General features: G+C 55.2%; 12 protein-coding genes. 4 read left to right on the forward strand and 8 right to left on the reverse strand.

From position 1 onward, the window contains the following. Positions 1–3: 3 nt before the first annotated feature. From ACN0SW_RS05410 to ACN0SW_RS05430, 5 genes are all read right to left on the reverse strand, one after another. The gene (locus ACN0SW_RS05410; protein ID WP_417726887.1) at positions 4–1305 is read right to left on the reverse strand and encodes a polysaccharide pyruvyl transferase family protein; all 1302 of its coding nucleotides are present in this window, start codon (positions 1303–1305) and stop codon (positions 4–6) included. 2 nt (positions 1306–1307) lie between these two features. Further along, a complete protein-coding gene (locus ACN0SW_RS05415; RefSeq protein WP_417726888.1) occupies positions 1308–1595 on the reverse strand; it encodes an acyl carrier protein in 288 nt (95 codons plus the stop codon). Between the two features lie 154 nt (positions 1596–1749). Then, on the reverse strand, positions 1750–3591 hold the full coding sequence (locus ACN0SW_RS05420; protein ID WP_417726889.1) for a polyketide synthase: 1842 nt from the start codon (positions 3589–3591) through the stop codon (positions 1750–1752). Beyond that, entirely contained in the window at positions 3582–5594 is a 2013-nt protein-coding gene (locus tag ACN0SW_RS05425; RefSeq protein WP_417726890.1) for an AMP-binding protein, read from the reverse strand. The genes ACN0SW_RS05420 and ACN0SW_RS05425 overlap by 10 nt, the downstream gene beginning before the upstream one ends. 7 nt (positions 5595–5601) lie before the next feature. After that, a complete protein-coding gene (locus ACN0SW_RS05430) occupies positions 5602–7932 on the reverse strand; it encodes a class I SAM-dependent methyltransferase (RefSeq protein WP_417726891.1) in 2331 nt (776 codons plus the stop codon). Between the two features lie 391 nt (positions 7933–8323). Here ACN0SW_RS05430 and ACN0SW_RS05435 point away from each other — a divergent pair, with 391 nt between their 5' ends. Further along, a complete protein-coding gene (locus ACN0SW_RS05435) occupies positions 8324–9184 on the forward strand; it encodes a sulfotransferase (RefSeq protein ID WP_417726892.1) in 861 nt (286 codons plus the stop codon). Between the two features lie 25 nt (positions 9185–9209). After that, positions 9210–9944: a class I SAM-dependent methyltransferase gene (locus ACN0SW_RS05440; RefSeq protein ID WP_417726893.1), complete on the forward strand. Its 735-nt coding sequence runs from the start codon at positions 9210–9212 to the stop codon at positions 9942–9944. On the opposite strand, the gene ACN0SW_RS05445 is transcribed toward ACN0SW_RS05440, so the two are convergent. From ACN0SW_RS05445 to ACN0SW_RS05455, 3 genes are all read right to left on the reverse strand, one after another. Further along, complete coding sequence (locus ACN0SW_RS05445) at positions 9916–11238, reverse strand: hypothetical protein (RefSeq protein ID WP_417726894.1); 1323 nt, start codon at positions 11236–11238, stop codon at positions 9916–9918. The two genes, ACN0SW_RS05440 and ACN0SW_RS05445, sit on opposite strands and share 29 nt — an antisense overlap. 4 nt (positions 11239–11242) lie before the next feature. Further along, the gene (locus ACN0SW_RS05450) at positions 11243–11983 is read right to left on the reverse strand and encodes a sulfotransferase family 2 domain-containing protein (protein WP_417726895.1); all 741 of its coding nucleotides are present in this window, start codon (positions 11981–11983) and stop codon (positions 11243–11245) included. A gap of 74 nt (positions 11984–12057) precedes the next feature. After that, positions 12058–15288, reverse strand: coding sequence for a glycosyltransferase (locus tag ACN0SW_RS05455; protein ID WP_417726896.1), 3231 nt, complete (start codon positions 15286–15288; stop codon positions 12058–12060). A gap of 1312 nt (positions 15289–16600) precedes the next feature. Here ACN0SW_RS05455 and ACN0SW_RS05460 point away from each other — a divergent pair. Continuing rightward, positions 16601–17902, forward strand: a complete 1302-nt coding sequence (locus ACN0SW_RS05460) for a glycosyltransferase (RefSeq protein ID WP_417726897.1) — start codon at positions 16601–16603, stop codon at positions 17900–17902. Continuing rightward, on the forward strand, positions 17899–19176 hold the full coding sequence (locus tag ACN0SW_RS05465) for a glycosyltransferase (protein WP_417726898.1): 1278 nt from the start codon (positions 17899–17901) through the stop codon (positions 19174–19176). Before ACN0SW_RS05460 ends, ACN0SW_RS05465 begins: the two co-directional genes overlap by 4 nt. Positions 19177–19271 lie beyond the last annotated feature (95 nt).

The raw sequence follows: 19271 nt of genomic DNA on the forward strand, positions 1-19271 counted from the left end.
AGGCTAGAAAGGCTCCGTCTCGCGCACGTCATCACCTGCAAGCGCAGCCGACCGGTCCTGCGCCGTTGTAAAGGGTGTCATCGCCCAATTTGGCCCGTCTTGCCTTAGACCTGCGCTAAAGGCGAGTGCTGCAAACTCCAGCCTCGCATGGCGCTTTGGTTTCGACCCCGCCATGAATGTCTTGGCAATCATATCCCAATGACGCTCCAGTCGGACAGAAATATCAAGCGGCAATGGGCGAGGCGGTGTTACAACCGCGGCCCGCAACGCTAAAAGTGCCTCAGGCCACCCCTTCATCAAGTCATCCTTGCGCCCCAGATGATTAATCAGCCCGTCGAACTTGCGATAAGCCGGGCGCGCAACCAGAAGGCCCGGCACACCGTAAGCCGCAGCCGTGATATAACCGTGCAGTGAGGATCCGGCATAAGCCCGCGCATAGGCAATTAGCGCTGCGATATCTCTCAGGCCCCGAGGCCGGTCCAGCGCCGCAGCCACCACACCCCGCGCCCCAAGCGCGGTCGCCAGTTCACGCGCAATACGATCATCGGCATGTGCGGTACCCAGCCCGATCAGCACCGGAGTCAGTTCTAACGTCAGACATACCGATGCCAAACCGTCAGCCAATTCTCCAACGGTCGCAGCCCCCAACGACCGGCGTCGAACATGTACGGCGAGCACCCTGTCTCTCTGCGTGACCCCCAGCGTGGTGCAGACCCGCGAAAAGTCTGCGGCCAGTCCCGATCGCGACCAAACGCGCTCCAGACCAAGAATGGTGTCGGGTATTTCTTCAACCTGCGGATGCTCAAACAGGCATGCCATGCGGATCGAGCCGGCGTCCCGCAGTGAGAGGTAATCCGCAGCGGCAAAGGCCGCCGCCGCAAGGGGGCGCACCCCGGGTCGAATCGGATGCGGCACGCCGGGCGCGTTCCAAGCGACCGGAACATCGCGTAACGCCGCCGCCAGCGTTGCCCCAAGCCAGGTTGCGGGACCAACTGCGGCACCTATTCCACCCTCGCGATACTCCTTAAGTGGATCCATGCGGTGGGTATGCACGATGTATCCGCCACCAATCAGGACACCATCGCAAGGGGTGCTTGGATCAAAGGCTGTCCAGATGGCACGCGACGGCAGCGCATCGCGCAACCCGGTCTCTGCCCCGGTCGGCGACAACGGATGCAGATGAAACCCGCGCCGACCCAGTTCGTGCGCCGCGACCACAGGGAACATGAGGTCCCCAAAGTTTGGCATATCGAACATTCCGGTGATAATAATATCGCGCGGCTTTTCTCCGCCGGACGAGTTCATGTTTACGTTGCAGCGCTGCTCTCGCCAACACGGTGGGCGAGATAGACTGAAAGTTCGCTAACACTGGGATGATCGAATACCTCGTTCGGATTCACCTCAATCTTAAACTGCTCCTCCATCATACCGCACATGATTGTGATTTCGATCGAATCGAGCCCGTATAAATCGAACCGGTCGTTCACTGGAAATGGGTCCTGCTGCACCTCAATCACTGAGGTGATGTAAGCCACCATCCAGTCGCGTATTGCACCCGCATCGGCAGGTTTTTTCAGGGGCGCTTCAACAGTCATAGATCACCTTCCGGGTCTGATGTAAGAGATGGATTATGCGTCGGACAGTATTCCTGAAACATCAAGCGCATGCAATCGGAGGACTTACTTTCCCAACGATGCAGACGGCCCCTGTCAATCGATCCTTCCTTGTCCCAAGCGGACGTTTTTGAGATTATCTCCGTCTTGGGCCGGGCACGTCATCGTACCAATAGCGTTGTCGGAAAAATGGATACCCGGGCAGATCAGGTGCCAACGGATTTCCAGAAATCATCACCTGAGGCAGGATCGTTGCCCCCGCTTTGTGCAGCGCCAACACCACCTCGGGGACAGTCCAAGTACCATGCTCAAACTCTCGGCGCAAAGGGGCTGCATTCGAAGTGTCCGCATCAGTCGCCGAAACGAGATCCGGGCAGACGCGGCAAAGCAGCGTCATATCAGAGAGTGATAACCCCTCCGGTGGTTCAAGCATGACCTTGCCCACCAATCGCACTGCGGTTTGAGGCGGGTCCGTCATGATCCGCTTTGCCGCCGCTTGCGCCTCGGTCACATCGGACGCAAGGAACCCCGCGCGCAAGCTCATCCCAGCCCACCTGCGGGAAACCGCTGCCGCCAATCGGCTCATATCGACCTCTGGTTCCTGAAGTGCCGCAGCAAGCTGTTCTGCCCGCGCGCTCAGCGCCTGCGGTGTCGCCGCAGATAAAAGGAACATCCACGGCGCCGGCTCGCGTTCCAGAATGGGTTCTGTACCATCCGGACCGCCTACAATCACATGCGCGTTGAGCCCGCTCATCCCAAAAGCACTGACACCAACTATTCGCTTCGGTCCTAGCCAATCCCGCGTGACCTGAGGCACAGCGAAAGGCAACTCAGCCCACTCAATTCGCGGTGACGGTACGGCAAAGGCTGGCTGCATGGGTACGAACCCGTCTCTCACCATAAGAACCGCCTTGAGAAGGCCTGCAATACCTCCCGCTGCCTCAAGATGCCCCAAGTTTGCTTTGATCGACCCCAGTGCGCCGACCGGACCAGCACGCTCCGCAAACACCTCGGCCAGCGCAGAAGTCTCTATTGTGTCAGAAAGGACAGCACCCGACCCATGGGCCTCAATTGCACCGATGTCATCTGGAGTTATTCCTGCCGACCGCAGCGCCGCTGAAATCACCCGTGCCTGCCCCTGACGAGATGGCGCACTTAACCCGTTGCTACGCCCGTCCTGCCCTGTTGCCCATCCGAGCAGTACGGCGTGAATTCGATCGCCCTGCGCTGTCGCGTCGCTAAGGCGCTTTAACACGAGCATGCCGCACCCTTCGGACCTCACAAACCCGTCTGCCGCCGCATCAAAAGACCGAGTCTCGCCACTTGTCGATAACAGACTGGTTGTTGCGAGTGCCTCAAAGGTTTCGCCCGCCAGAAGCGCGTTCACCCCGCCCGCCAACGCTAGATCGCATTGGTTTAATCGCAAGGCATCGCTTGCTGACGCTACTGCCGCCAAAGCAGAGGAACATGCCGTGTCAATCGTCAAGGATGGCCCAGTGAGTCCCAGGCAATAACTCACTCGTCCTGAGATCGCGCCATTTTGTGCTGCATTGGGCAGGTGTGGATTACTCTTAGCCGCTATCGCAGCTTTCGCCATGCGTATGGCATAGTCAGATGATCCAGCCCCTACGAATACTCCCGCAGGGACACCGTCCAGACAGGCAGGCGAAAGCCCAGCATCTTCCAGAGCATGCCACGCCATTTCCAACACAAGCCGTTGCTGAGGGTCTATCAGAGGCGCCTCTGTGGCCGAAATACGAAACGGGATCCTATCGAAGTGATCAATGGCCTCCAGGAGTCCTGCTGCTGCCGGACTTCTCTCACCCAACTCCCAAAGGGCACGGCGATCGGTTGAGACCGGCCCAATTTCGCATCTTCCTGAGCGCAGGAGATTAGCCAACTCTGTTGGAGAGGATACACCCGGAAAACGACAGGCAATACCTACCACCGCGATCGGATCGTAGGTCGTCATCGGCATTCACCCGCAAGCGCGGTGGCGAGGGATCTGGGGTCAGGTAGATCAAACAGACGTTCGACTGCGATCCCGCGCCCCATAGCCAACTCTAGATCCAATACCAATTCAGTCATCATCAGCGAATCCAACCCTTGATCCGCCCAAGGCATATCCGGGTCTACATGCGTGGATTGGATCGCTGTAGCCGCAGCGATCCAATCGACAAAGAAACGCAGGATCACAGTAGCGGTGACGTCCCCTCTTTCACGCGCTAGCGCCAGTTCACGTGCGGCCTGTGCCTGTGCCCGACGTGATTCTGCATTGTCCGGCTGCCAATCCAAGAGCACCAGCTTCGGTTCTGCCAGTAGCCGCGCGTGGGTCGATCGACGCCGTAGTTTACCACTGGTTGTCCACATGATCGAACCCGGTCGCACAAGCAACACCTGTGCGGCCTCGACGCCCGATTGGCTCAGAAGCCGTCGCCACAGACGTTCAGCAACATCCGTCGGCGAGTCCGCAGTGTCGGCCGCCTTGATCCGGGAAGGCGCAATTTCCGCTATCAGAGCAATCGCCCCGTCCTCAAGTTGATGCACCGCGATGCGCCCGGCGCGCACCTGCGGCTGCGTGCCGTCAAGAGTCCGCTCCAGATCGGATGGGTGCAATGTGCGCCCGTGCGACAGTATGATGTCTTTGATCCGCCCCGTGACATAAAGCTCGTTCTCCCAGAGGAACCCGGTGTCGCCACTACGCAGCCATGGACCGCCGCCCTCTGCCGTTCTCACACCGAAGGTCGCGTGGCTGTCTTCCGGTCTGTTGAGGTAACCGCTACCCAAGCTGTCGCCTGCAATCCAGATTTCGCCGATGCGGTTTTCGTTGCAGGGTACGCCGGTGTCATGTTCAACAATTCTTACTCCACCAGTCGTGCGCACCAATCCCGAAGATGCAAGTCGCCGTCCCTGTCCCGGTCGGGAGGGCACGACGTCCCCTCGTTCCAGCGCACTGGCATCAAACCATGCTGACGCAGCGCCTTCGCCCCTTTCGGCACCCGAAACGAGCAGAGTTGCCTCTGCGAGCCCGTAGCACGGCATGAAAGCACGCGCGTCGAACCCTGCCTGTTCAAACGCTTCAGAAAACCGCTCCATGGTCTCTGAACGAACCGGCTCCGCTCCATTGAGCGCCACGCGCCACGACGACAGATCTAGCGCGGCCCGTCGCTCTTGCGGGATTGCGCGCGTGCACAAATCATACGCAAAGTTTGGTGCAACAGAGACCGTACCACGCCAGCGGCTGATCGCCTCCAGCCACAGAATCGGGCGCCGGATGAAGCTGGTAGGCGACAGCACGATGGTCGTGCCGCCGCGCCAGAGGTTAGTCAGAAGCCCGCCCATCAGCCCCATGTCATGCTCCGGGGGCAACCAAGTCACAACGAGGTCCTCACGCTGTGGCTGTACCGCACGCTCAATCGCCTGCCGCTGAGCAGCAAGGGCGCCGTGGGTCACAATCACCCCTCGCGGCGTCCCAGTGGAACCCGAACTGTATTGAATGATCGCCACGTCTTCTGGGTATGTCGTCACGAATGCAGGTTCAGTTGCCGGGATCTGATCACCGACCTTCACCACGATTCTTCCTGAAATGATCTTGCTATATTCTGCGCTTGGCAGAGCGTCGAGCCTCGTATCCGCTACGACCGCCACGCATTCCGCTTCGTTCAGGATCATAGCCGCACGCGCACGGGCCGCCGGCGTGCTTGGTAGCGCCAAGGGTACCGCTGCGCAGCCAGCAAGAAAAGCGCCCAAAAGCCCGGTAACAAAATCTGGGCCGTGCCCGCAGAGTAGAGCCACATGAGACCCCGGTGCGCAGTCAGCCGCGATCAACGCCCTCGCCACTGCCCTAGCGCCAACAACCAGCGTCCCATAACTCAGTTCCGTCGACATGTCGGAACTCAGCACGAATCGATAGGCTGTGACCTCAGGTGCAGCGGCGGCATATGCCAGCACCTGTTCTGGCAGCAATTCGAGGCCCCTCATTCCATTTTCATCCGTGCAGCACCCAAGACTGCCGCTGAGCCTCGACCTCGAGTCCGTGGTCGCGAGCGAACTCTTTGATTGCATCCTGCATGACAAAGCGTCCCGTTTCGTCAGGCCATAGCCAGTCGTCACCGCATAATATTGCGTCGGGATAAAGCGAGTAGGCCGCGTCCAGATCTGTCCGATGTTTGAAGGCATCAATATAGATCATTTCTACCGGAATATTGCGGCGACTCAGATAGTGCAGCGCTTCGGGCGAGAAGCGGCGCACAGGATAGAACCGGTCTTTGAAAGCCCGCAAATTGTTCAGTGCTACCGCAAAGTTACCGTGATCTGACAAGAGTTGGGCGATGCGCGCCACCTCAGCGTCCGGCAGATGTTCTACATGGCGCGACATGGATGGATGGTGCGCCATTCCTGCAACGTAATCCGACCAATTGCCGTCCCATGGATCGACGCCAATCACTTTCAGGTCAGACTTCGCGCTCAGCCATTGCAGTACAGACCCTCCCAAAAAGCAACCGACCTCGACCATCAGTTTCACGTCATTGTCTGCAATCTCTCGCAAGATAATCTCGCGTCCACCTTCACCATTTGCATCCAGCGCCAACATGAATGGCGCGTGATCGTCCCACGGAAAATTTGGCCAAGGGTTATCACGGCGCAACGCCTCCAACCCCAACATGACTGGCGATCCCGGCGGTGCATCTTCAGCAGGATAGATGGCTTCCGCATTTTGACATGCGGCACGAACAGTGGCCGAGGCGCCGGGCGCGACGGGTTGCTCAGACTTCTGAGCATCGGCACTCAGCGGTGACGCCAATTCCTCCGCAGGCGGACACCCACCTTTGCGATAGTGGAAAACGCTGTGCCCCGACGCACCTTGACGCGCTACGGTTGGAATCCCCGCCCGGCGCAGATCATCCCGATCGAATAAACGTATCGGCTCTATGAGATGCCGGCCTTGCCCCCAAACCTCGGTCAGCAAGTCCTGCAAATCGGTCGAGCCGAAGATACGCATGTGGTCCTTTTCACCGAAACGCGTCAGACGCTCGGCACCCGTCAGATCAGGCGACAGATCTTCAGCCGTCCGTTCTCCTCGGATAGGAACTGACATGAAATGCAAGCCCCCCGGCGCCAGTATTCGGTCCAACTGGCGCAAAACACCTGTTACGTCGCATGGAACGTGTTCAAGGACATGATTATGCAGGATAAGATCGTAACTCGCATCAGGGATCGACGCGAGGTCTGTGCATAAGTTCAACTGGCGAACCTCTGGGAGACGGCTCTTGTAGCGGTCCGCCGCCATATCAGCGCAGTGGTAGGCATCACCGGACAATTCCTTGAACTTGCGCGCAAGATCCAATTCCGGTGCCAAATGAAGTATCCGTTTTCCCGGTTCAAATCCGCCCAACCGCTCCAACATCATCCACATAAGCCGGTTGCGTTCCACCGCTCTGCACGAGGAGCAACGTGCGTTGTGGCGGCCGTTGAAATCCTCGAACGCGGTTCCTTTGCAGATCGGACACTCCAGCCCTGTTGAGCGTCCTGCGGTCTGCAGTTTCGCCGCACTGCGGGAGGGCGGGAAAGATTGCGGAGCGACTTTGCGCATCACGAATGTTGCATTCGTATAGCATGGGTCCTGCATGATGCTGCGCCGGACCACTGACAGCCGCCCGCCCAAAGCTTGGATCATATCAGACAAGTCGCTTCCATAATCCGTGTACACAAGGCATTTAGTGCCGTCGCCTGCGTTGTGATAGCGCTCAGGTTTCAGATGGATGAACTGCCCATTCTCGATCCGCACGCGCGGCTCCGTCCGATCAGGCAACGGGTAATCATTAGGGATTGAAAAGACATGAATTCCGCCTGGACGCAGGACGCGTAGCGTTTCGGCAAAGGCTTTCTCTACATCCGGAAGATGCTCCATAACGTCGCTGGTGATAATCAGGTCAAAGCTGTTCTCATCGAAGGTCAGCTGCGTCAAATTCTCATTGCGCAGCCCTTCTGACGAAACTTCTCCCAGAGGTTCGTCAGGACGAAAATATGAACGGATATAGTTTGGCAACCCTTTCAACCGGGTAACAAATGGTCCGCGCATCGCGGGCTCATAAATAGCCACATCCTCCAGCAGGCCACCTTGCACAAGCTGCTCGATCGACAAGGCCTGTCCGCGACCAAATTCATCAACGATTACACCTGCCTGATCGCGCCAGCGCAGCGTAAACCGGCAGTTGGCACAAGCGTAGGACTCGCGCAACGAGCGGTGATCACCACGACGAAACATCCCAACGTGGCCACAGATCGTGCAGAGGCCGTGGAGATCGAGCTGTTGCAAGGTATTCCCTCCGAATGACCGACCGCTTGACGCGAAATTTCACTCGGCCTTAACCACGCGATGAATGTCCTGCGCCGACCTGTCAATGTCAACTGTGGACGAAGGACAAGTATATTGCCGCCACCGAAAAACTGTGTGGGCGAGGTATTTCAAATCAATTGGCTTGCTCGCTGAAAATTGGCGGATTCTCACGTCCGGAATTTTGCGTAAGGTTAGCAGTCACCCGCCTTAGAGTTACAGCCTGATCCGCGCACCCAAACCAAAAAAACAGAACAAAGACCAAGCGCGCACCCGAAACATCATGGTTTCCGATTACTGCACACCAATACGCTGTTTACCTCAAATTACTTGCAAGATATTGGTAGTCTGCACGAAGTAGGACAGTCTTTGAATGAACAAGAAGTTGTTTTCAAATCTTTTTCTTAGCATCGGTGCGATGAAGGCGGGCACGACATGGTTATATGCTGTGCTGGAACGCCATCCAGAATTGCACTTCACGCCTGAAAAAGAGCTGCATTATTTCTATCACCGTTACGTAAATTCCCATCATTTGAGCGAGCAGCGACGCCTTCAAGAAGCAAAGGATCGGTATCTTTTTCGGTTTGATCCAGCAAAGGCCAATATTGATCGCATTCGCGCCAATTTGCACTGGGTGTCGAACTACTTGAACAACCCCGTAGACGATTTCTGGTATCGAAATCTCTTTCAGATGCGCGATCATCAAGTTTGGGCCTGCGACTTCTCTAATCTGCACGCCTTCGTGCCCGACAAGGCTTGGCCACGGATTTCCGCAGACTGCGAGCGACTGCGTGTGCTCTATACAATGCGCCACCCGCTCAAACGGCTCTGGAGTCATACGAAATTCCACCTTCAGTTGACCGGGTCGCTGCATCATCTGGAGGAATGGGGGCCTGACGACTATGAATTATTCGTTCGGACGCCGCATATCTGGGACAATGCCGAATACGGAGCCGTCCTCCGACGGATGAAAGCCGGGCTTAGAGAGACGGAACGCAAGGTCATCTTCTACGAAGAGCTCCACGCCAATCAGCGCGCCACCTTGCGCGAAATTGAAGAGTTCCTTGACGTAAAGCCTTTTCATTATCCGCAACAATTGCTTGATCGACGCTTCACCGAAAGCGCCTCACGCCCTATGCCGGATTTCTTTCCAAAGCTGTTTGCAGAAGACATTGATCGCATCATACGCGAAGTGGAATCCGAGGGTTTTGTAGTGCCAAAGGAATGGCAGTAAGCAAAATCTCAAGTGGAAATGAATCATGCTTTCAAGAACAATAGCTAGATTGCACAAGGATTACGTGACTTATCGGAATGACGGAGTTCCCTTCCCGCTGGAATCCGTCATCGCTTGGTATGTGCTGCTGGCGCTACAAGAGCAGCGTACTATCAGGGGCAACATTATGGAAATGGGTGTCGAACATGGCGGCACCGCATTTTTGGGCACTGTAGCTCTGCGGGAAGACGAGCACATCGACTTAATTGACCTGAAGAAGTCGCCACGGTTCGCGAAGGTAGCCGAACGCCTTCCGACCGCACTTGCCTCGCGCGTACATTTTCATGAATGTTCGACACGCGCGCCCGAACTGGCAGAAATCGCCAAACAACTCTTTCGTTTCGTGCATATCGACGCAGGTCATTCCAAACAGGACGTGCTTGATGATATCGGACGCTTTGCCGGTTGTGTCGCGCCAGATGGCATTCTGTGTCTTGACGACGTGTTCGAAATTCGTTGGCCGGGTGTGACTGAGGCCATTTTCGAAGCAATTCCATCTACTGGATTAGTTCCGTTTCTGCTGGTGAACCGCAAACTTTATCTGGCACATAAAGACATGGCCGGTGTCTACCGGGACATGCTCGTCGCTGCTCTTCCCGAGATCGAGGTCTTCGGTAACATGCGGCATTGGACCGAAGAGATGTTGGGTGGTGTCACACTCATCTGGAAACAAGCGCTGAGAACCACCGATCTTAACTTGCTGTTGCCGTCGACTGCCTGACTATCCGGACCAGAGTGTCAACGATACTATCTATTGTTCGGTCCGCATCACGAAAGCTGTAATCTCTGTTGCGCTCATTGTCCCGAGGCATACCCTGAACTGCATGATCCTCTATTAACGCTGGATCAACCCCTTGGGGCGGAATGGCACCTTCCATCATTGAGGCAGTCCAGCGCAGGCTACCGGGCGTGATGCTGGCTTGGTTCCCGTGCAGGATACCCGGCAGCGGGTAAAACCATCCTGCCTTGTGCTGCAATGTTCCGGCGTGGGTTACATAAGCATGGCAACCTGCGATTTCTTTTAGGGCGTCCTTTAGAGTGACGCCGGTAATATCTTGTAGGCGCGTGCGTTGCGTCTCAGGCAATGACTCGGAAAATGCAGCTATAATGCGCCTTGCGCCAGCAATGCGTGTTTCAAAGCTCGGTCGCAACCGATCGTAGAGCGGGCGATCGAAATCCAAGGGTAGTGAGAAGCCATCCAAAATTACAGTAGCATCGGGCATGGCATCCAAGAGCCGCTTAACCAACTCCGCCAGAATCGCCGCCTGATTCTTCAATGTGCGACCGGTCTCGCGAATGCTCAAATATATCCGCGGTTCTAATCCGGCTTGATGGTCTGCTGGCAGCCCCATCGACACGAGGATGTCGTGTTTCACAGCAGCGGTGCAATAGACCGATCCAGGTATGACAATTGGTCTTGCCTGCCAGCCACGTACGCTCTCAATGTCATCAATATGACAGCAGATCAGGTTCCGGGCCGCGCAGAATGGCTCAGCCAATTGCAGCGGATCATAGAGCACCTGAACATCGAACAATGCGCCCGTTGCCGCCAAGTAACAAAGACCGGGAAATTCGTTCCACGCGAAATGCGCAAAATTCGGATGCCCCAGACAGGCCAGCGGTCGCGCTTTGGGATCTATGCAACGCTCAGGTTGGCCGTTTCCCTTTAGCAAGAGACGCGCGCGTTCGATCAGCGGCGATCCCTCAGAGCTTGCAACAGGATAAACGTTATGCGCCGTAACAAGTGCAAGGACTGGGCAACCAAGCCGCAGAGAATCCGCTACGACGCAAAAGGGTTCCTCAGCATCGAACCAATACAGACAACCATGCGGGGGGTCATAGAAATGTGCCTTCGGACGGCATGGCACACCCGTCGCGGCAGCGCGGACCTGAAACCCCCCGGTCAAGGCGAGATCCTGCTGGAACCGATAAAGTGCCTGCGGACCGCACCATTCGTTGGCTGTCCGCAGATCGTTCAGAGTTTGGTCGATGAATGGATCACGCAACACCGACATGCTATTATCTAAATCCTTTTGTTCCCGAAGTGAACGTGGCAGCGCCGGTTGTCGATTGGGCGTAATTGCCAAGCAACGCGAGATCGTCCGCGTTATACCTTCTCAATAGCGCCTCAAGCTCCTCTTCTAACTCCAGTCTATGACCCGAGGTCGACCGGTTGCTGTGTATCTCAGCTCCCCTGAAATCAGGGAAAGCGTCGGCGATGGCCACTGTCAGCCTTTCAAGCGCATGTGTGAAATCTGACACAAAGCCCACTACGGTCAGGCCCTCTAGCCCCCGCTTTGCCCGCTCCAATTCCGGGTCCGCCCCCGGAACAAGAGAGGCCAACCGATAGGTCTGGAAATTACGGCATTGTCGGTCATGCGGCAGCGACAACCGTACTTTCACATAGCCTTCGAAATCGGTGTGCTTGGCCAATACCGCCCCAAATGTTTCTGATTCTTGCTTTTGCTCAAAGCGGTAGGCGGACTTGATACGCTCAATGGGATCACGCAGCAGCATGATCGAAATCACACGGACGCCTTCGATCCGCGGCAACGGCCCCATCATTGTGTGCGAGGAGAACGCCACGGCATCGGGATTGTTCTGAATCCATGCTTCAACGTCCAGGGTATTTCCGTCCGGGCGGCCAGAACTTGAAAACTCACGTGTGACCCAAGCCTTGCCAAAATTATCCTTGAGGATTTGATCAAGCGACGTGCCCGCATTCTTGAAGAGGTGATAGTGTAAGATAACGGTACGCATATCCCTAAACGTTCTCTTCCATTGGTTGTTCCACAAAAACCTTCAGACTCTGCGCGCCCGCATCACGCCCCTGTTCACTCTTTGAACCCCCCCGGCAGAAACATGTCCGCCGCCTCAAAAGCTTCGCGCATCGCCTGACGTCCATGTGCAAAGGAATATTGCTCCGCAACAAAGGAACGCGCCGCATCTGATATGCGCCGCCACAGCGCGTCATCCTCGTTCAAGCGCGAGATCGCGGAAATCCAGTCGTCGGGCGAACGCGCGATAAAACACTCATGACCACTACGTAGTCCAATCCCCTCAGCAGCAATCGGCGAGAGAACACAGGGAATGCCATGTGCAAGCGCATCAAGAACCTTCCCCTTGATACCAGCACCAGACAGAAGCGGCGCAAGGAATACGCGATGCGGGTTATAGGCTTCGGCGACCTCATCGACGAAGCCTACAGGGTTCACGCACTCACTCTCAAGCGCCATAATTTCTTTGGACATGCGTGAACCATAGATCGACAGAACGAGACCTTTTTGACGCGAAATAAGTTGCGGAAGGACCTCGCGAACGAACCATTGAACCCCCTCGGCATTTGGATGGTGACCGAAGCTGCCGAGGAAGGACATTCCGCGACGTTCCGCCAGAGGTGGTACGTCTGAGGGGATATCGACGACCCAAGGGGTGCGCACCACCTTAGCCTGACCTTCACTATATGCCTCGATCACCGCATGCTCCAACTCATTGTAGCTCAAAACCACATCGACTTGGTTGATGACCGCCAACTCTTCGTCACGGGTTCGGCGCGCAACTTCTAACCTCTTCTCGTCATTCTCAACGCGCGCTGCGCGAATTTCGCGCAGAAAGTGAAGGTCGGCGTTGTTGAAGAGAACCTTGGCGTCCGGAGCGTGAGCGCGAATCTGACTCAATACATCGCGGGCGACGTAAAACCGTGTGATATAAAACGCGTCAAATTCTGCCGCATGTCGGGCCAGATATTCCTGTGTCGTCAGATAAAACGGCGCATAGACCACCTCGACCCCCAGTTTCTGCAGGTCTTCTGTATACTTTCCGAGATGCGCCAAGTTTGAGGGAAGAAAGGTAACTTTGTACCCCAAGGATTGCACCAACCTGATCTCTTGCAAAGCAGCATAGGAACCTGCGTCCTGATCCGGACGCGGCGTGGTGTAGTCGACGAAGAGCACACGGCCTTTGATGCCACGATCCTTTTCTAGGTCGGGCATCTGTCCTTCGCGGCCGAATTGAGAATAGGCCTCTATCCAGCGGCGCTTGAATTTGGGCCGGTTGACCTCTTGATAACGCTTGAAGCCTTTGGTGGCATCGGTCCCAGAGGTCATGCCCTCGTAATGGTAGACGACCGAAGAGGGAATGTACCATGTCGTGTAACCCGCCGCACGAACCTTGAACGCAAAATCAGTGTCTTCAAAGTACATCGGTTCGAGGTAGGACGACAGTCCGCCCACTTCCTTCCAGACGGATTTAGGCACCATCATCGCCGCTCCAGAGAGATAATCAGCCTGACGCGCATAGCAAAATCGTGGCTCTTCGGGATTCTGACTGTTGCCATAGTTCCAAGGATTACCCGATCCCCAGACGATGCCGCCACCGTCCTGCAAGCGGCCGTCCGGATAGAGCAACTTGGCGCCCACAAGGCCGACGTTGTCAAATCTCTCAAAGCCAGCGAGCAGTTCATCAAGCCAACCTGCGGTCACCTCAACATCGTTGTTGAGCAATACGATGTAGTCCCCTCGAGCGTCCTCTGCTCCGGCATTGCAGGACCGTATGAACCGTTGAGCCTCGGTATTGTGAATCACCTTGATTCCAGAGACGATGGCCTCAAGCTTTGCTGTGTCGTCGGTGGACGCATCGTCGACCACGATAACCTCAAAGCTCGCTCTGTTGGGCGCAACAAGCAGCGAGCAAAGCGCAAGATAGGTAACTTCGACCTTGTTATGTGCCGGGATCACGATGGAAATTTTAGGGTCGTCGATCTCGGGAAAGGTCAAGGGACGCAGGCGAACATTGTCATAGCCTGCCTCAACTGTATCAAGCGCATAGGATATCTGGGCTAGATCCGTTTCGGGCCCGACTGTTGCAAAAATCTTGCGAAGCGCATCGAAACGGCGGAACGTTTGGGTAAAAACAGATGAGGGAAAAGGTGCGCGGCTCTCCCGTTGCATGACATCCGCAGGTGTCAAAATTGCGGGAACAAGGCTCAACGTCTCACATAGGCGAACCGTGCCAGACAGGTCGCGTATACTGATATGATGAGCGGCACCATCAAAATGCTTGTCAGACAAGCGCAACGATGTTTGCCCGGGCTGAACGGAGATTTGCCCTTCCGGCTTACCATCCACATAAAAGCTCAGAACCGCAGCGCCCGAGCTTTCAATAACGAGAATATGGCCCTGCTGGTCATGGATTGTGATTTTCGGGCTGTTTGGAATGGTACGGCTCTCGCTTTTTTGACCAAACCGGAAATGAACAGTTTCGTTGGGCGTTAAGTACGTTGGGAGATCCGCCATAAGCCATGTGCCATCAACCGGAATGTTCGACCCCACCAGATTCAAGGGGCTAAGCACCGAATTCTCTGTTTTGTGACGACTGCCGACATGCACGTCAGCCAGAAATACAAAGGGTTCAATGCCGGTGCCGTCATCAACGAACTCTTCGTAATCAACTCTCAAACGGACCTCCGTTGCCCCGGCGCTGTTCGGCAGCGGCAAAGCAACGTGCTGATACCCCTGAGAATGACGTCCGCCAAGGTGACGGGCATCAAACGCCACTTTTCGGGTCGTGGTCTCATTTGACGCTACATCACGAAATTCAACATGAAGCGTTGCTTTTATGCGGTGCGCAGCAAGGTGCGCTTGAAAAAACAAACCTGATTTAATCTCGTCAACGATGATCGGTTGATCAATTTCGATCCGGCAAGAACCGCGTCGATTCACGAACATAATCTGCATTGTCTGGCTACCCGAGAGGGCCCAGTCATCAAGTTTGTTAACCCAGAAAGCATATGTGTCACCGGGTACTTGCTCTGACGGCTCTGAATGTATCCGATTTTGAATATTATATGTGTTAAAACTGTGCACATGAACGAGGCTGTACGGTTTTAATGCGTCGGATGAGCAGGGATGAAATTCGGCTCGGGCTGAGCCGATTACGACCTCAACAGACTCCCGTGGTGCCGTTGCGAAATTCGCAAAAACACGGCCATCCACCATAAGTAGTGCCCTCAAATCGACAACATCGCTTCTGTTGTGCTTAATCGCCTTGCCTAGCTTGTCGATCATCCTACGGCCCTTTTGTTTGATACTATGCAATCACTGATCATCCATGGTCCAGATAAACGTAGCACATGATCGGACCCAAAATGCGGCTTGCCCACCCGTTCACGATAGACGCTTCTGCACCACTGCCGCGGTGGTAATGAATACAGATTCAAACTTCCATGCGAATGATCACCCTCAAACCCATCTTCGCGCTTTCCGCCTGAGTTGCAGGCAGCCTGCCAAGCTTGCTCAAAAATGGTCGCACAAGCATTATCGCCAAAGCCCCCAGAGGTGAGGCATGCATTTGATCGACTAACGACAGACAAGAGCTATGTTCCACGCCTAAGGTAAATCGCGCACCTCGGCATTTCCGACATGGTGTTGATCTGCTTTTGCAAAAGGCGGTTGCGCGTGTCTTAGCCCCCTCAAACTGTGCCATTATTTGACTGGCGGGCAGCCTTGACTACCGAAACCACCCAAGGACCGCCGCCCACCGCGTAAGCCCTTCACAACATTGGGCGTTCAACCGCTGCTTAACAATAGCAAAAGATCAAGGCAGATGTCAGGAGAAAAGGCTGCACGCCAGACGTGGATTGTGCAGAATGCCGTCTCTACAGCGACAGTTGGTCATGCAGGTTCGCGCCAGAGCGGCGCCACCTGACGTCACCGACGGCATTCAAAAGTTGACTGGAAATGATTGCGCTGTTGGGGCAAATTTTCCTTTATCCGCTGCCCGAAATTTATGGACACCTCGCGTAATCAACCAACACGCAGCACACGGCAGATAAAACGGCATGACGACCCAGACACTGAAGGCATTAATCCTTTGAATTCAGCTTGAGGTCCGGACTCCTTGAACGGTTTGCCTCTCCCCAAATCCAAGGATAGAAACGCCCTTTAGGCAATTGACACGTCAACCTGTGAAGCATAGGCGAAATGGATATGACAAAGGTCTGGCGGATTTTTAGGCACCAGATTGGACATACCTTAGATCAGGCTCGCGTGGTTGGTCTAATGAATCACATAGAACGCGTCGGCCACATCTTTTGGTTGATTCCATTCAGTCAATGGCCATGGTGGGTTAGACAGTGGATCTAGACAAATGTAGCGGATAACCGGAATCAAAATGGCGGCTTGCTCATCTATTCGCGATAAATTCTCCTGCAACTCTGCAGTGGTGACACCCCGGATTTTCGAACCATTCATGACTGTTCAGAACAACGAATATCCCGAATGGTTCGGGTGGCACCCAAAGTGAATGAATGCAATTCACGATAATGAACGATTAGTGAATTTTCATTTATTAGCTGAGACTTAAAGGAGGGTTCTCGAAATGTCGCGTTTTTTCCGATGGTCTCTCGTGCGTCGCTTTTTCTCGGTCATGCGCCAGGACGGGCTTGCCAAAGCGTTGCATAAATTACGCTATTACACCGTTTTGCATTTGCGCGGCTCTGCACCGTCTTTGTTTGGCAACAATATCCCCGCTCAGCATGAGCCCCAAGATCAACTGTTGAACACGTGGTCAGAACTTGCCCGCGGAGGCGGATTTTATGTCAGACGCAACCAGAAAGAGAAACCGCGTATCGCGCTCATCGGTGATCTGAATCTTGCGCAGTGTAAAAAATACCGGGTAGAGCAATTGTCCGCCTTCTGGCAGGCTCAGGGCGTACAGTGCGACTATTCCCATTACAAGGACGTCCCACGGGCTATTCATCTCCTGCAGAGAGCGACACATCTTTGCGAATACAGGCTCGAGGATTCGCCCCTAACACAAATGTATCGATACGAGGCGCGGCGGCTTGGAATGCCAATCTTGTTCGATATCGACGACCCGTTGTTTTCAGTTACGGCATATGAGACCTACCAGAACATGGCTGTTCTTGATCCCATGCTGAAGACGCATTTTTTATCCGTCGCACCGCGCTATGCCGCGATGATGAATGGTGCCGACATTGTCACTGTCTCGACCCCGGGTCTGGCGGAACTGGCAAGACTGTATACGCCTCGCCCCGTTCACGTGAGGAGAAACTTTGCCGATTCAGAAACACTGACCGCAGGGGCCGCCGCGATTGCAGCCCGCGGATCAGGTGACGGACTTTTTCGCGTTGTGTTCGCCAGCGGCTCACACGGGCATGAAGCGGATTTTGATCTGATCAAGGATGAACTAACCGCATTCATCAGCGCCAGCCCCGACCGGCGATTAACCATTTTGGGTCATTTCCAAACCGAAAAGCTGTCGGCCACGCTCTTGAAACAGACTGAACATCATCCATTCCTGCCCTACAGGGCCTATCTTGCCATATTGGCGGAGGCGAATGCCGCCGTAATGCCGCTCCAAGACGATCTCTTTAACCGATGCAAAAGCGGTGTGCGCGTCATTGATGCGGCGGCCGTAGGCCTCGTATCAATCGTGAGCCCTGTTGGCGATCTCCCAACGATGATCGAAGATGGTCGCACAGGATTTGTCGCCAAAACCGCCGGAGACTGGACCCGTGCATTAGATACGCTGGCGACAGACACCGCGCGCGCAAAATCCATGACCCGGGCAGCCAGAGAAACGCTAGAAAGCCGCTGGTGCGCCCTGCCTCAAGACCACATTGTAGCACCCGAAATACGTGACTGGGTCATCACGTGACACATCTCCCTCACATCCTCCTCGTCAATGTGTTCTTTGCTCCATTCTCATACGGCGGCGCGACCATCGTTGCCGAGCAGGTCGCGCGTGCGCTCTTGGAAAAAGGGATAGCTCGAACCACTGCCGTATCGCTCATCAGCCGCCCCGAATTATCGCCCTACTCGGTGATCCGCTCACAGGTGTCCGGCATCGACAATTATCTGATCAACGTGCCAGCGGCACGCTCTTATGAACACTTCTATGACAATCCCCATATGGGCAGCGTTATCGACAGTTTGATATCAGACCTTTCACCTGACTTGATGCATATGCATTGCATTCAGGAAATGGGTGCAGAGATCCTTCGCTCAGCCAAACGCGCGCGCCTGCCTGTCATATTATCCGTGCATGACTATTGGTGGATCTGCGAACGCCAGTTCATGGTAAGGCCTGATCAGGTGTTCTGCGCCCAGAATCCGGTTCTCATTGACGCATGCAAGTCCTGTGTGGGTAATTTTGCTGCGGCAAAATCCCGGTTTGAGACATTGCAAAACGCCGCATCACTGGCTGACGTCGTGACCTATCCCAGTCATTTTGCCCGCAACCTCTGCGAAGCCTCGGGTCTGGCGCCGGGATTGGGTGTAGTCTGGGAGAACGGTGCGAATTTACCCCGTTCCGATTTCAGAGCGAAACGCTCAGCACGGCGCAAAGCTGATCCACGACTCGTTTTTGGCTATGTCGGGGGGCCCTCATCAATTAAGGGCTGGCCGCAGATAAGAGAGGCCTTTCGAGGCCTCGCACGATCTGATTTCAGTGTGCACGTTGTCGACGGCAGCCTGGACAGCACTTGGTGGGCAGGCCACGACTTTTCAAAGCTCTCGGGTGATTGGACCGTCGTGCCGCGCTATCAACAATCCAACATGGACGATTTCTATGCCGGGATCGACGTCCTGCTATTCATGTCGCAATGGAAAGAAACTTTCGGTCTTACCATCAGAGAGGCAATGGCGCGCGGCATTAAAGTTATTCAGACTGACAGTGGTGGCACAATTGAGCATGAAGCCGTTGATCATGCGCATCTGATTTCCATCGGTGCCAGCCCAGAAGTTCTCCGCCGACAGATCATAGAGGTTCTTGATAACCATAAACCTGCCGTGGACCAACCGCAGGTTCACGTCACCAGCTTTGCCGAACAGGCACTGGCCTTCCAAAGCATAATGGAACAGGTGCTTCGTCAAAACCGGAAACACGGCGGCACACATGACCAGCGTACGCAATTGCCTGAAACAACTTAGCACAATTGCTGCGAACCCTCCCTGTAGAGGCAACCGACAATCATAGAAGGCCCCCCGTGATCGCCCTCAACGACGCGGCACACTTGGGCTATACC

The sequence above is a fragment of the Roseovarius sp. genome (assembly GCF_048262375.1).
In the GTDB taxonomy this organism is placed as follows: domain Bacteria; phylum Pseudomonadota; class Alphaproteobacteria; order Rhodobacterales; family Rhodobacteraceae; genus Roseovarius.

Coding starts and splice junctions, on each gene's coding strand:
- ACN0SW_RS05410 (WP_417726887.1), bottom strand. CDS start 1,305: ATGAACTCGTCCGGCGGAGAAAAGCCGCGCGATATTATTATCACCGGA.
- ACN0SW_RS05415 (WP_417726888.1), bottom strand. CDS start 1,595: ATGACTGTTGAAGCGCCCCTGAAAAAACCTGCCGATGCGGGTGCAATA.
- ACN0SW_RS05420 (WP_417726889.1), bottom strand. CDS start 3,591: ATGCCGATGACGACCTACGATCCGATCGCGGTGGTAGGTATTGCCTGT.
- ACN0SW_RS05425 (WP_417726890.1), bottom strand. CDS start 5,594: ATGAGGGGCCTCGAATTGCTGCCAGAACAGGTGCTGGCATATGCCGCC.
- ACN0SW_RS05435 (WP_417726892.1), top strand. CDS start 8,324: ATGAACAAGAAGTTGTTTTCAAATCTTTTTCTTAGCATCGGTGCGATG.
- ACN0SW_RS05440 (WP_417726893.1), top strand. CDS start 9,210: ATGCTTTCAAGAACAATAGCTAGATTGCACAAGGATTACGTGACTTAT.
- ACN0SW_RS05445 (WP_417726894.1), bottom strand. CDS start 11,238: ATGTCGGTGTTGCGTGATCCATTCATCGACCAAACTCTGAACGATCTG.
- ACN0SW_RS05450 (WP_417726895.1), bottom strand. CDS start 11,983: ATGCGTACCGTTATCTTACACTATCACCTCTTCAAGAATGCGGGCACG.
- ACN0SW_RS05455 (WP_417726896.1), bottom strand. CDS start 15,288: ATGATCGACAAGCTAGGCAAGGCGATTAAGCACAACAGAAGCGATGTT.
- ACN0SW_RS05460 (WP_417726897.1), top strand. CDS start 16,601: ATGTCGCGTTTTTTCCGATGGTCTCTCGTGCGTCGCTTTTTCTCGGTC.